General features: G+C 60.5%; 12 protein-coding genes. 1 reads left to right on the plus strand and 11 read right to left on the minus strand.

Features of this window, described 5'->3' with window-relative positions; genetic code table 11:
• Positions 1 to 74: 74 nt before the first annotated feature.
• Complete coding sequence (locus tag AC1ECN_RS22875) at positions 75 to 1,649, minus strand: ABC transporter substrate-binding protein (protein WP_130726061.1); 1,575 nt, start codon at positions 1,647 to 1,649, stop codon at positions 75 to 77.
• Positions 1,650 to 1,842: 193 nt separating this feature from the next.
• On the opposite strand from AC1ECN_RS22875, the gene AC1ECN_RS22880 reads away from it, so the two are divergent.
• Entirely contained in the window at positions 1,843 to 2,607 is a 765-nt protein-coding gene (locus AC1ECN_RS22880) for an IclR family transcriptional regulator (RefSeq protein WP_130726060.1), read from the plus strand.
• Positions 2,608 to 2,654: 47 nt separating this feature from the next.
• Here the strand turns inward: AC1ECN_RS22880 and AC1ECN_RS22885 are convergent, their stop codons facing one another.
• From AC1ECN_RS22885 to AC1ECN_RS22930, 10 genes are all read right to left on the minus strand, one after another.
• Positions 2,655 to 3,590 (minus strand): dihydrodipicolinate synthase family protein, encoded by a 936-nt coding sequence (locus AC1ECN_RS22885; protein WP_130726059.1) that lies wholly within the window; start codon positions 3,588 to 3,590, stop codon positions 2,655 to 2,657.
• A 25-nt stretch (positions 3,591 to 3,615) separates the two neighbouring features.
• Positions 3,616 to 4,569 (minus strand): ABC transporter ATP-binding protein, encoded by a 954-nt coding sequence (locus tag AC1ECN_RS22890; RefSeq protein ID WP_027688107.1) that lies wholly within the window; start codon positions 4,567 to 4,569, stop codon positions 3,616 to 3,618.
• A complete protein-coding gene (locus tag AC1ECN_RS22895) occupies positions 4,570 to 5,586 on the minus strand; it encodes an ABC transporter ATP-binding protein (protein WP_130726058.1) in 1,017 nt (338 codons plus the stop codon).
• An 8-nt stretch (positions 5,587 to 5,594) separates the two neighbouring features.
• Positions 5,595 to 6,512 (minus strand): dihydrodipicolinate synthase family protein, encoded by a 918-nt coding sequence (locus tag AC1ECN_RS22900; RefSeq protein WP_027688105.1) that lies wholly within the window; start codon positions 6,510 to 6,512, stop codon positions 5,595 to 5,597.
• A gap of 18 nt (positions 6,513 to 6,530) precedes the next feature.
• The gene (locus AC1ECN_RS22905) at positions 6,531 to 7,409 is read right to left on the minus strand and encodes an ABC transporter permease (RefSeq protein WP_003550548.1); all 879 of its coding nucleotides are present in this window, start codon (positions 7,407 to 7,409) and stop codon (positions 6,531 to 6,533) included.
• A 2-nt stretch (positions 7,410 to 7,411) separates the two neighbouring features.
• Positions 7,412 to 8,371, minus strand: a complete 960-nt coding sequence (locus AC1ECN_RS22910; protein ID WP_130663249.1) for an ABC transporter permease — start codon at positions 8,369 to 8,371, stop codon at positions 7,412 to 7,414.
• Positions 8,372 to 8,429: 58 nt separating this feature from the next.
• Positions 8,430 to 10,028, minus strand: coding sequence for an ABC transporter substrate-binding protein (locus AC1ECN_RS22915; RefSeq protein ID WP_024321560.1), 1,599 nt, complete (start codon positions 10,026 to 10,028; stop codon positions 8,430 to 8,432).
• Positions 10,012 to 10,755: a FadR/GntR family transcriptional regulator gene (locus AC1ECN_RS22920; protein ID WP_024321559.1), complete on the minus strand. Its 744-nt coding sequence runs from the start codon at positions 10,753 to 10,755 to the stop codon at positions 10,012 to 10,014. The genes AC1ECN_RS22915 and AC1ECN_RS22920 overlap by 17 nt, the downstream gene beginning before the upstream one ends.
• Before the next feature lie 151 nt (positions 10,756 to 10,906).
• The gene (locus AC1ECN_RS22925; RefSeq protein ID WP_024321558.1) at positions 10,907 to 12,193 is read right to left on the minus strand and encodes a GGDEF domain-containing protein; all 1,287 of its coding nucleotides are present in this window, start codon (positions 12,191 to 12,193) and stop codon (positions 10,907 to 10,909) included.
• Between the two features lie 279 nt (positions 12,194 to 12,472).
• Positions 12,473 to 13,477, minus strand: a complete 1,005-nt coding sequence (locus AC1ECN_RS22930) for a C-terminal binding protein (RefSeq protein ID WP_024321557.1) — start codon at positions 13,475 to 13,477, stop codon at positions 12,473 to 12,475.
• Positions 13,478 to 13,485 lie beyond the last annotated feature (8 nt).

Raw genomic sequence — 13,485 nt, forward strand, 5'->3', positions numbered from 1 at the left:
TCGAATGGATCGATGCGACGCACTTCAAATCTTTATTTGTCCCAAAACCGCTGCACGCTTTTGGACGACATGCATCAGTCCGCCGGCTTCACGTCATAAGCGAGCGTATATTTGTCGCCGCGCGGGGTGTAGGACACGGTCTTCTTCGCACCCAGCACGACGTTTTCGTAATGCATTGGGAGGAGCCAGAGGTTGTTGAAGGTCTCGGTCGACAGCTCCTCGAGAAGGGGCGCGCGTGCAGCTTCATCGAGTGTCGAACTCGCCTTGGCCAGCACCTCGTCGATCTTCGGATCGGACACGCCGCCGCCGTTATATCTGCCGGTCCCCTTTTTCTCGTCGCGCGTCGCGACGAGCGCGACAGTCGGATTGGTGGTTTCGCCGGTGTTCACACCCCAGGAGCCGAAATAGGTGCTGTAAGTGCCCTTTGAATAGGCTTCCGAATACATCGACCAGGGTAGGACCTCGACTTTCGATTTGATCCCGATGCGTGTGAACATCTGGCCGACCGCCTGCAGAACTTCGGCATCCTTGACGTAACGGCCAGAGGGACCGTGCAGGGTCAGGCTGAAGCCATCGGGATAACCGGCCTCGGCCAGAAGCGCCTTGGCGGCGGCGGGATCATAACCCACCTTCTCGACTTTTTCGGAATAGCCCGCATAGCCTTGGGTGACGAATTGGTCGGCCACCGTGCCGTTCTTCTGCATGACGCGGTCGACGATTGCCGGCCGGTTGATCGACATCAGCATTGCTTGACGCACCCGTTCATCCTTGAGCGGGTTCTTGTCGAGATCGGAACCATCCGCAGCCTTCACGAAAGGCGAAACATCGCGGCTGACATCGAGGCCAAGATAAACAAAGCGGGAAGACAGGCCGTTGATGACTTGCAGATTATCGCTCGCTTCCACGCGTGCCATTCCATCGGCAGGAAGGGTTTCGACAATGTCGATCTCGTTGGAGAGAAGCGATGCCAGACGGGCGCCGTCATCGGGCAGGAAGCGCAGCGTGACGTTCGACCAGTGCGAGGGGCCTGCGAAATAGCTGTCATTGCGCTTCAAGGTCAGGTTGCTGCCTGGCGAATAGGAGACGAAGGAATAGGCCCCGGTTCCGATTGCACACTTGCCGTTGTCGAAATCCTGGACCGGTGCCTCCTTGCAATCGGCGCTGATAATGCGAATTCGGCTGACGGAATTCAGCAGGATCGGATCCGGAACCTTTGTCTCGACGACGATGGTATAGGGATCCGTGGCGGTGACATTGACAATATTGCGGGTGTAGGAGGCAAAGCTCTGGCTGGGCTTGTCGCGGGCACGCAGAAGCGAAGCGATGACGTCATCGGCGTTGAACTCGCTGCCGTCATGGAATTTCACGCCCTTCCGCAGCTTGAATTCCCAGTGGGTAGGGTCGACGACCTTCCATTCGGTGGCGAGTTCCGGCGCATTTGACGACGTTCCCGTGAGGTTTATGAGGCTGTCCCAGATATGGCGCGAGGTCGCATTGTTTGGCGCCGAACTGTCTTCATGAGGATCCAGCGTCGTCGGCGTCGTCGACATCCCGATCGTCAGCGGGGTTTCCTGTGCGGCGACCATCGCAGGAATAGCGATCGTGCCAAGCAGCCCGATCGCTGCCCGCGTCAATGTTTTTGCGGCCATTTCTYCAATCCCGGTTTAGCGTTTTTAGGCCGACCTTGTTTGGTCGGTACGAGCAGGTTCCCGTCCACTCTCGACACAAATTGGTAAGGGGCCCTCAAGGGGGCTGTCAAACGGAAAACAAGCGCGTTACGATAGGCGTAACTTGAAAATACGCCAATCCTTCAGCTTTGGTCGCGGAGAAAATTCTGGTCCCATGGACAAAAGACAACCGTCAAAAAGTGATATCGTGCAATCTGTTGATGTCTGCATCGAGGTATTGCTGAATGTCGCCAAAAACCCGGACATCAGACTGACCGAGGTCGCACAGAACATTGGGGAAACCAAGCCGAGAATTTTGCGCATGTTACGCACACTGGAACGGCGCGGCCTGGTGCGGAAGAGCGATACGGGCACTTACCGGCTGGGAACGACTGCGATCATTCTCGGCACCGCTGCCTCGACACAGGTTGATCTGGTGCGAATAGCCAATCCTATTCTTGAAGAAGTCGGCCAGAAGGCGAACGAAACGACCCAGCTCAGGATCATCGACAATGGGGAATCCCTGTGTATTGCAAAGTTCGAACCGATGCGCGACTTGCGGGTGCAGGCGATGATCGGGCGAAGACGGCCGCTCACCGCAGGCTCCTACAAGGTGCTTCTCGCCTATCTCCACCCCCAGGTGCAGCTGCAAATGATCCCCGAGACTTTACCGCGGCTGACCAAGCGCACGATCACGGATCGTGGCAAGCTGGTTGCTGAATTGGATAAAATCCGCCGCCAGGGATTTTGTGTGAGTTACGGTGAAGTCAGCGATCAACTCGTCTCCGTCTCGGTGCCGGTTCTGGCATTCGACGGATCCGTGATCGCCGCGGTGAATGTCGGCGCCCCGGCCTTTCGCACGCAAAAAAGCGATGTCGACCGCTTCATCGTTCTGCTGAAGGAGGCCTCCAGCAAGATATCGGCCCGGCTGGGATGGTAGAGCTTTTCGTTCTGCGCCATATCGGAAAGCCCCTTCTTTAAGCAAACTCAGCGGAAAAGATCGGGGAGTTCGGCGCGTGCGATCGGTCGCAACCTGACCGCTTCTGCCATGTCTATCGAGCGATAGGGAAACCGCAAACGGGTGCCCACAGGTCCCCAATTGCCGATCGTACTCAAAAGCTTGTCGAGAGCGGCATTCGAATAGCCGAATTCCTGGCGAAACGGGACGATATGCGCGTCCATGAACGTGCAGATGCGTCGCTCCAGATCGAGTGCGGCGTCGATATCGTTTCGCATCGAAACCGTCCAGGTCTGAGCGCCGCGGGGACTAAGGCAGGCCACATTGGAAAAGGAGCCTGCTGCCACACCTTCCTTGGTGCCGGTTGCGAGATGATGGCCGGGGACGAAGAGTGACAGCCCGGACAGATGCCGGCGCGCCTCGGCATACCAGGAGGCGTCGCCATCGGCGAGCTTGATGCCGATCACCTCAGGCACCGCGGCGCAGACCATGCCCAGCTCCTTTGGTGCTAGCACGCGTTTTGCGTGCGGCGGATTGTAGAGGATGAACGGAATTCCGTCGGCAGCCTCGGCCGCTCGTTTCAGGAAGTCGATCGCTTCGGCATCGTTGAGCGGCCACCAGTCCGGCAATATGACCTGAATGGCGCGGGGATCGAGCGCGGCGGCGCGGCGGACGCGATTGAGCATGATCAGCGGGTCGGGCTGGCAGGCGCCGATGACGAATGGCTTTGAAGACGCCTTGCAGCGCTCGGCCAGCATTGCCTGGATCCTGTCGAACTCCACCTCCGTCTGATTGTGGAATTCGCCGGCCGTGCCATTTGAGTAAATACCATCGACGCCGGCATCGATGAGGATGTCGATCTCTTCACCGAGCTTGCCGAATTCGATGTTGTCATCGGCTGCGATCGGCAGAAGCAGGCTCGCCCAATTTCCGCCGATGGCGGGACGCGGCATCTTCGCGTTCATCTGTTTTTCCCCGATGGATGACGGATCAGTTGAGGTCGTCGCGAATGCAGGCCTTGAAGTGGCCCGGCGCGACTTCCCGCAGTTGCGGAACGGCGCCGGCACAGGCCTCGAGCGCGCTCGGACAGCGTGTGCGAAAAACACATCCGCTCGGCGGATTGGCCGGACTTGGAATATCGCCTTTCAGGATCTGCCTGTTACGGCGGGCATCCGGATCAGGCGAGGGAATCGCCGAGAGCAAGGCGCGCGTATAGGGATGCTGCGGTCTCGCATAGAGATCGGCACTCGGCGCGACTTCCATGATGCGGCCGAGATAGAGCACGATCACCCGGTCGCAGATATATTCGACGACGGCGAGGTCATGCGAGATGAACAGCATGGTCAGGCCAAGCCGCTGCTGCAGGTCGCGCAGCAGGTTGATCACCTGCGCCTGGATCGACACGTCGAGCGCCGAGACCGGCTCGTCGGCGACGATGAAGTCGGGCGACAAGGTCAACGCCCGGGCAATGCCGATGCGTTGGCGCTGGCCACCGGAAAATTCATGCGCGTACCGATTGATCGCATCGGCGGGCAGTTCGACCTCTGCCAAGGCCGACCGTGCCCGGTCGAGCCTGTCGCGGGCAGTGCCGATCCCTTGGATCTGCAAGCCTTCCGTCAGGATCTCACCGATGGTCATGCGCGGCGACAGGCTGGCGAAGGGGTCCTGGAATATATACTGCATGCGCGGCCGTTGCCGTCTGAGCGCGGAGGCGGAAAGCGCTGTGAGCTCCGTCCCGTCGAAACGGACGCTGCCGGACGAGGGTTCGACGAGGCGAAGGACGGAACGCCCGATCGTGGTCTTTCCGCTGCCGGATTCGCCGACAAGCCCGACGACTTCACCCTTGCCGATATCGAAGGAGATGCCCTGAAGAATGTTCAGCCGCGTGCCGCGGGAGGTATAATGTTTCGAAAGGTCGCGGACGGAAAGCAGCGGTGCGCTCATCTAGATCTCCTGCCATCTGATGCAGCGGCTGCGGTGCTGCGGATTGACCTGTTCGAGCGCGGGAACCGTGACGCGACAGGCTTCGATCGCGAACTTGCAGCGCGGGGAAAAGGCGCAGCCGCTCGGCATGTTCATCAGGCTCGGGACCATGCCGGGGATCGCAGCGAGCTTTTCGCCGGCCTGTTTCATCCGCGCCGCATGGCCAAGGCGCGGCATGGAGGCGAGAAGGCCCATCGTGTAGGGATGCTTCGGATTGCGGAAGACCTCGCCGACCGGCCCTTCTTCGACGATCCGTCCAGCATACATCACCGCGACGCGATGGGCGATTTCGGCGACGACGCCGAGATTGTGGGTGACAAAGAGCATGGCCATGCCGCGCTCGCGCTGCAGTTTGAGGAGCAGGTCGAGAATCTGCGCCTGGATCGTCACATCGAGCGCCGTGGTCGGCTCGTCGGCGATCAACAGCGCCGGATCACAGGCGAGCGCCATGGCGATCGTCGCACGCTGCCGCATGCCGCCCGACAGTTCGTGCGGATATTGGCCGGCACGGCGTCGAGCGTCCGGTATGCCGACGCTTTCAAGCAACGCGACGGCTGCGTTCATCGCCGCCTTGCGATCGGCACCGCGATGGATGCGGATCGGCTCGGCGATCTGGTCACCGATGGTAAAGACGGGATTGAGGCTCGACATCGGCTCCTGGAATATCATGCCGATGTCGTCGCCCCTGATCCTGCGCATGCTCTCGTCGTCGAGGGAGACGAGATCGCGGACCACGCCGTCGCTCGTCGCAAGGCGGATGCTGCCTGCGGCGATCACGCCGATGTTTCGGGTGAGCAGCCGCATGACCGATAGGCTTGTGACCGACTTGCCGGAGCCGGATTCGCCGACGAGCGCGAGCGTCTCGCCAGCGGCAACGGTCAGGTCGATATTGTTGACCGCCGTGATCTCACCGCCGCGGATGCGGAAGATCGTTCGCAATCCTCTGATGTCGAGTACGGGTTCGGCGGTCTGTTCCATCAGCTGGCTCAGTTCAGCAGACCGGTTGCACGCAGGATCTCATCGATCCGCGCGGTTTCGGCTTCGTTGAGGGAGGCACGCGGCCGCGGCATGACGGCGGAATCGATGATGCCGAGGCTGCGCATGGCGGTCTTGAAGGCGCCGATGCCGGCTGCGCCGCCGCTGACGCGGCCCTGCGCGACCCAGACGATTTCGAAGAGGCGGCAGAGGCGCTCCTGTTCCTTCTTCGCGGCGACCCAGTCGCCGCGCTGCGCAGCATTCCAAAGGCGGACATAGCCGTGCGGATCGACATTGGCGATACCGGGGACAACGCCATGGGCGCCCATCAGCAGGGCGGTGTCGACGACGATCTCGGAGCCGGTCATCAGGAAGACGTCCTTGTGCTCGGCAAGATCGAGGAGCGCATAGCGGAAGTTGCCGTCGTCGCCGCTGGAATCCTTGAGGCCGATAATCGCGCCTTCCCTGGCAAGCGTGACCACGGTCTGGCGCTGCAGCTTGACGTGAACGCAGACGGGAATGTCGTAGGCGATCAGCGGAATGTCCACCGCGTCGCGGATATAACGGAAGTGGTCGAGGATCTCGGACTGGCTGGTGACCGTATAGAATGGCGCCGTCACCACGACCGCATCGGCGCCAGCGGCCTTTGCGACCTTTGCATGAGCGATGACGCGATCCGTGGTTGGATCGATGACCCCGACGATCAGCGGCACCCGGCCATTCACCACCATGGCCGAATGTTCGATGATGTCCCGCCGGGTCTTTTCGTCATGGAAGATCACCTCGCTCGTCGAGCCGAGCACGAATACGCCATGGCAGCCGGCACCGATCAGATGCTCGAGCACGCGCGTATAGGATGGGTAGTCGACGGTGAGATCCGGATTGAGCGGTGTTACGACGGGGGGAACGACACCCTTGAATTTGGTCATTTTCGCTTCTTTCGATTGTCAGTTCAGTTCGGCACGCGGGTCGAAGGCATCTCTGAGGCCATCGCCAATGAAGTTGATCGCCAGGACGGCAAGGATGAGCGCGGCGCCGGGGAAGAGCCATTGCCACGGATATTGTTCGAGCACGGCGGTCGAGCGGGCCGCGTTCAGCATGTTGCCCCAGCTTGCTGCCGGCGGGGCGATGCCGAGACCGAGAAAGGACAGCCCCGCCTCGAGCAGGATGGCATTGGCAATCTGCAGCGTTGCATAGACCACCAGGATATCGATCGAGTTCGGCAGGCCGTGGCGAAAGAGCAGATGTCCGATGCCGGCGCCCATGCCGCGAGCGGCCATGACGAAGTCGCGTTCACGCAATTCCAGCAGCCGCGAGCGGATCATGCGCGCAAGCAGCGGCCAGGAGAGCAGCGAGATGACCAGCACCGTCGGCCAGATGCCGGTGCCGGCAATCGAGGCGAGCACAAGCAGGAAGATGACGGGCGGCAGGGTCATCACCAGATCGACGAAGCGCATCGAGACGGCGTCCGTCCAGCGTCCTGCCAGCGCCGAGATTGCCCCGAAAAGAAAACCGATGACCGCGGAAAGCGCGGTGGATGCGACGGCGACCAGCAGCGAAATCCGGCCGCCTTCGAGCACGCGGGCGAAGACGTCGCGGCCGACACCATCGGCTCCGAACCAGTGCGTCGCCGTCGGGCCGCTATTCATGGCCAGAAGATCGATGTCGTTCGGCCGGAAAGCCCACCATAGCGGATAGGAAAGGATCAGCAGCAGCATCGGAATGGCAATGCAGACGCCGGCAACGGCTGCGCGATTGAGCAGAAACCGACTGAAGGCGCGGGCAAGTGGTCCGGGGCTCCGGCGTTCGGAAGAGCGTGCCAGCATGATCAGCCCACCTTGATGCGCGGGTCGACGACCGCATAGGTGATATCGGTCAGAAGATTGACGACGATAACGCAGGTGCCGATGACGAGCGTCGCCCCCATRATGACGGGGTAGTCGCGGGTCTGCACTGCGTCGACGAGCAAGAGACCCATGCCCGGCCAGTTGAAGACGCTCTCGATGAAGATGGCGCCGCCGATTGCAAGCCCGATGGTGGAGCCGATCAGCGTGACGATCGGAAGAAGCGCATTGCGCAAGGCATGCTTGGTGATGACCCAGAACTCGCGAACGCCCTTGGCGCGGGCGGTGCGCACGTAATCCTGGTTCAGGACTTCGAGCAGCGAAGCGCGCATGTAACGCATGATCAATGCGGCTTGCGCGACAGACAGAAGTGCCGCCGGCAGGATCAGATGGTGGAGGAGATCGCCCACCGAGAATTCCTCGCCCGGCGTCAGCATGCCGCCTGATGGCATCCAGTGCAGGCGGACGGAGAAAATATAAAGGCCGATCAGCGCGCTGAGGAATGCCGGGCTCGAAATGCCGGCAAGCGCAACCACGGATAAGGAGAGATCGGCAAGCGAATTGCGGCGGACGGCGCCGATCACTCCGCAGGCGATGCCTGCGACGATGGCGAAGACAAGTGCAGTGCCCATCAAGAGCACCGTCGGGCCGATCCGTGACAGCACCAGGCCGAGAACCGGCTGATCGAGACGCTTGATCGAATAGCCGAGATTGCCGGTCAGCGCCTGCTGCAACCAGCCCAGATACTGCGCGGGCAAGGGCTGATCGAGCCCGAGGTTTCTGCGCAGATCGGCAAGGTCTGACGGCGACATCGGCAGGTTCGGATCGATAAAGGCATCGATCGGATCGCCGGGCGTCAGGCGCAGCAGCAGGAAGATCAGCATGCTCAGGGCGACGAGCATGCCTATTCCTATGACCAGGCGTCTGAGACTGTATTGGAGCATGGTTCATCCGTCTTGTCAGGGTGGCCGAAGCCACCCTCAAGGCTTTCCCGGAAACCGCCTATTCGGCGATCGACCATTTCTGCGGGTTGGCCTGGTAGGGGCCGCCGCCTGGCGCCGGCGTCCAGACGAAATCCTTCACCTTGGTCGAGACGATGCCGTAGCGGTTTGCCACCCAGAGCGTCGCCCAGGGCAGGTTCGTGTTCATCACCTTGCAGACGTCCTGGTAGGCGGCATCCCGCTTGGCACTGTCCGGCTCGGCCAAGGCACTATCGAGCGCCTTGGTGAGGTCAGGCATGCGAACCCTGGCGACATTCGGTCCGGCCGGAGGGATCTGCTTCTCGTTGAGGCCGACATTGATGCTTCCGGCATCCGGCCCGTTCTGCAGCCCGGCATAAACCATCTGGAACTGGGCAACGTCCGGCGTCGCATTGAGCACGATGCTGTTATAGGTCGGCGCATCGACGGCGCGCGGGACGATGTTGATGCCGACCTGGGCAAGCATCGCCTGGACTGCGGCAAGCACGTTGGTCGCCAGCGGCGTGGTGTAATAGGTCAGAAGCGTGATCGGCTTGCCGCCATTGATCTGGTCCCAGCCGGCATCCGTCAAAAGCTTCTTGGCCTTCTCGGGATCATAGGCATAGCTATCGATATCAGGGGGTATCAGCTGTTCGGCAACATAGGCGCAATTGGCAGGCTTGGCCGCACCGCCATAGAGGCTCTGGATGATGGCATCGCGATTGATCGCGTACATCACCGCCTGGCGGACGCGCACGTCCTTCCAGAGCGGGGAATCGTGGTTGAAGCCGAGATAGTTAACGACGAAAGAGTTGCCTTCGATGACCTTGAAGTCCTTGTTGTCCTTGAAGGTCGGCACGTCGTTGGAATCGACATAGGTGAACTGGATTTCGCCGGCTCTCAGCGCCGCGATCGCTGCGGTCGGGTTGGCGAAATAGCGATTGATGACGCGTTCCAGTGCGGGTTTGCCACCGCGATAATCAGTGTTTGCAGCAAGTTCGACATATTGATCCGAGACGTATTTGGTGAATTTGAACGGACCAGTGCCGATCGGAGCTGTGGACCACCACGCGTTCTTCGCCAGCTGGTCGGCCGGAATCGAGGAGAGCGCATGCTCGGGGAGCATCATCACCTTGGTCATCGTGTCGAGAAAACTGCTGCTGGGTGCGCTGAGCTTGATGACAACCGTGTGATCGTCCGGCGTCTCGACCGACGATATGCCCTTCAGCCGGGCAGCGAGCACCGAGCCGGTTTTCGCATCCATCGCAAGGGTGATGGTGAACTTCGTGTCCTTGGCGGTGAACGGTTTGCCGTCATGCCATTTGGCGTCTGCCAGCTTGAACGTGTAGGTCATCTGGTCCGAGCTGACCTCGTAGGAGCTTGCCAGCGCGCCGACGACCTTCTGCAGCTTCTCATCATAGGTGATCAGCGGTTCGTAGTAGACGCTGAGCCAGGTGAAGCCGGCGGTCGCGGCGAGCGGATTGAAGTTGCCCTGGAAGCCTCCGGGGCCGACATCGAAGCCGCCGGATAGCGTGGCTGCCTGAGCCTCAGCTGCAACGCCCGAAACGACAAGAGCCGGAACGGCCGCCGTCGACAGCAGGGCGCCAAGCGCAATAACGGATAATCTAGACAGTCTTTTCATGTGTTCCTCCCACGTTTGAACTTGTCTTGTTGTTGGCAATCACCCGGGCAATGCCCTCGTAGTGACGATCCAGGCGTCTGCGCGCCTCCTCCAGATCTCTTGCCTCGATCGCATCGACGATCGCGGCATGGTCGCGCCACGTCGCCATCGGATCGGTATTTTCGAGATTGACGAAATCCGATGCCTTGTAGAAGGCGAGCCAGAAGACATCGATCAGCCGCACGAGCGTTTCATTGTCCTGGCAGCGAAACAGCAGTCGGTGGAACAGTTGGTCGTCTTCCGCAAAGGTTTCACCGCGCTCGGCATGGGCGCGCATCCGATTGACGGTGGCACGCAGCTCGGCGATGTCCTCCTCCTCGATCACGTCGATCGTCTTGCCGATCAATCCCACTTCCAACGTGCGCCGGATTTCGAGGACTTCCTCGATTTGTCGCAGGGCGCCGCCGAGGCCGTAAGCGAGGTTGTCGAGAAGCGGCTCGAAGGAAAAGGCCTTCACGAAAATGCCGACACCGCGCCGCGTCTCCAGCACGCCGAGCGATTCCAGCGCCTTAATGCCTTCCCTCAGCGAATTGCGGCTGACACCGAGCTGGGTGGCAAGCTCTCCTTCCGCCGGAAGCAGGGTTCCGGGCGCAAGGCCGTTGTCGTCGATGTAGGCGCGCAGACTTTCCTGAACGGAGACATGCAGCAGCGGCGCGCGCGTCAGCGGCTTCATCGATTTCAGTGTCATGCCGGTCACTTTCTCGCATCGCCGATAAGATGCATGTTGCATATCCACTTGTAGGATATCTGTCAAATGGTCAAGTATGGGCGGCTGGCACCGGACCCGGCTTGCAGCCGTTTAAGGTCGTCCTTTTGGACAATAAAAAAGGCGAAGGGCTTTAGTCGGAGGCTTGACCGACCTCTGAAGCATGGACCATCGCGCAGTTGCGCCCGGTCTTTTTGGCAAGATAGAGCGCCGCATCCGCTTGGCGCTGCATGTGCTCTGCCGACACGAGTTCGCTGTTTTGCATCAATATTGCTATTCCGATGCTGACAGTGACCCAGGGGCCGACGCGGGAGGTAGGATTTGGAAGAGATGCAGCTTCTACTCGGCTGCGAATTCTCTCAGCAACCCCCCGGGCCTCTTGTTCATCAGAGCCTGGGAGAAAGACGAGAAATTCTTCGCCTCCATACCGGGCGACCTGGTCCCGCTCGTCCCTCATGCTGCTCTGAATGATGCCGGCAACTTTCACCAGGCAGCGGTCGCCTTCGGCATGCCCGAGATTATCGTTGAGGCGCTTGAAGTCGTCGACATCGCACATCAGCATCGCCGCGCCGTTCGTTCGTTTTAGGTCCTCATCCCAGAAATGATGGAGCGTTTCCATCATCGAACGCCGGTTGGCGACACCCGTCAGCGGATCTGTCCGCGCCAGCAATTCCAGCTGCGAATTAGCATCAGTAAGCTCTGCGAGGCGACTTCGATCTCGTAACTCAAGTAGAAAAGTCTTCTGAGCGAAGATGGTGGCGGTGCGTCGGGCAACGACGGTTGCAGCCACACCGCTTGCGAAAAACAGCGTCCCGGCCAGAGCACTTCCCGCTTCGATACCCGGATTGCGCAGTTGAAACACAAGGTAGATACCGAGGGCAGCAGCACCGATCGCCATCGCCCAACCGAGTGGAACGGGAAATATGATAATGGCGGTGACGGCCACAAAAAGCATGATGGTCAAATGCCGCTCGTAAAACTCGCCACCGGTGTTCACGCCCACCAAGGCGACGGACAGGAGGATGAGAAAAACAGCCGAGAGGAGGAAAACTCCCTGCACCCACAAAGCGCGCGGCCGCAGGAAGGCTATCGCGGCGACAAGAGCTGCGGGGGGAAGGATAGACGCAGGCCAAAGCATCGACATGACGGTTTCGGTCGGAAGCAAGATCGCGTTGAGGCCCAACGTCAGGACGTCGAGCACGATAACCCAAACCATCCACGCGCGGATGATCTTGGCAGTCCGCGGCCAGGAGCGTTCGCCAAAAAGCCGAGCCAGCTCGCCATTGAGACGGATATCACGCGTGCGTCCACCGAGCAGGCGCTCGACTTGCTCTACAATGGCCGGGCTCAACCTCTGGAGAGGTTTCCGCGAAGACGCTCTTACCGATTTGATAGGAGCTGTGGTTCGCTCGGTATCCATGTGTCGGATCTAGGGAGCAGACGACCGGCGGCAAGACGAACCGCGAATTCCGCTCCAAAAGACGATATGCTTGCCCTAATGATTTTGTACCAGCGGACGACAGTATGTCGTTAACGTGTCATATCGAGCCAAAGTCTCATGCGTGCCAGGCTGAATTCACGGTTCGATTCCTGTCAAGGCGATCACCCTTCAGTCGGTAGACCTACACCTGATTTGCCCTCCGGTCAGAGCGGGATAGCAAGCGCTCGACCTGACGTCTCGTTTCCAAATGACAGCCGCTCACGCCGTGATCTGATTTCGCAGCCGGCCCTCGTCGAGCAGGATTTTGACCGTCTGCGCTGCGTTGTGGCGCATCTCGATGGCTGCATGATCGGAGTAGAAGGCATTGTGTGGCGTTATTACCAGCCGCCCCTCAAGCCAGTCACTCCTATCGCGCCATGCTGTCAGCAGCGGATGCTCGCGCGGCGGCTCCTGCGCCAGCGTGTCGATTGCCGCCGCCGCGAGTTGGCCGTTTCGCAGTGAGGCTTCGAGCGCATCGAGATCGTCGAGCAGCTCTCCGCGCGCGGTGTTGACCAGGATGGCTCCAGGCTTGAGCCGGGAAAGCCCACTCCCGTCCAGAATGCCACGCGTCTGGTTATTTGCCGGGCAATGCAGGGTGATGATATCCGCCTGGGCGAAGAGGTCGTCAAGCCGGTCGGTGCGTTCATAGCCGATCGCCTTCTCATGACCTGGCGGCTGGCCGGGATCATAACCCAGGATGCGGAATCCAAATGGCTTCAGGCGGTTCACCACCGCTGTGCCGATCCGCCCGACGCCGACAACACCCACCGCGGCCCGGTTCGAGCGGCTAAGCGGCTTCAGGCTATGGACCTGCCATCCGGACGTGTAGCCACGGGCGCGAGCGTCGTGCTCCCAGAGTCGCCGGTGCAGGGACAGGATCATCGCGACTGCATGGTCGGCGACTTCCTCCGTGCCATAATCGGGATTGTTGGCGAACGGAATGCCTGCATCCGCCAGAGCCGAAAGATCGATCTTCTCGTAGCCGACACCGTAGCGCACGACGCCTTTGCAGCGGGAAAGATGGGCGATGCTGCGCGACCCGAGCCGCGCGCCCCAGACCATCAGGGCATCGAGCCTCGCCAATCGATCTGGATCGAAAGATGCTTCGTCGGTGCTGGCGAAGAACTCGATCTCGACATCGTCGCCGAGCACTTCTGCCTCGAGATCAGGCGCGCCGAACATGTGATCGGTGATGCCGACGACGTATTTCTTTGGTGCAGTCATTTTTGCCC

The sequence above is a fragment of the Rhizobium sp. 01N447_2 genome, assembly GCF_056399245.1.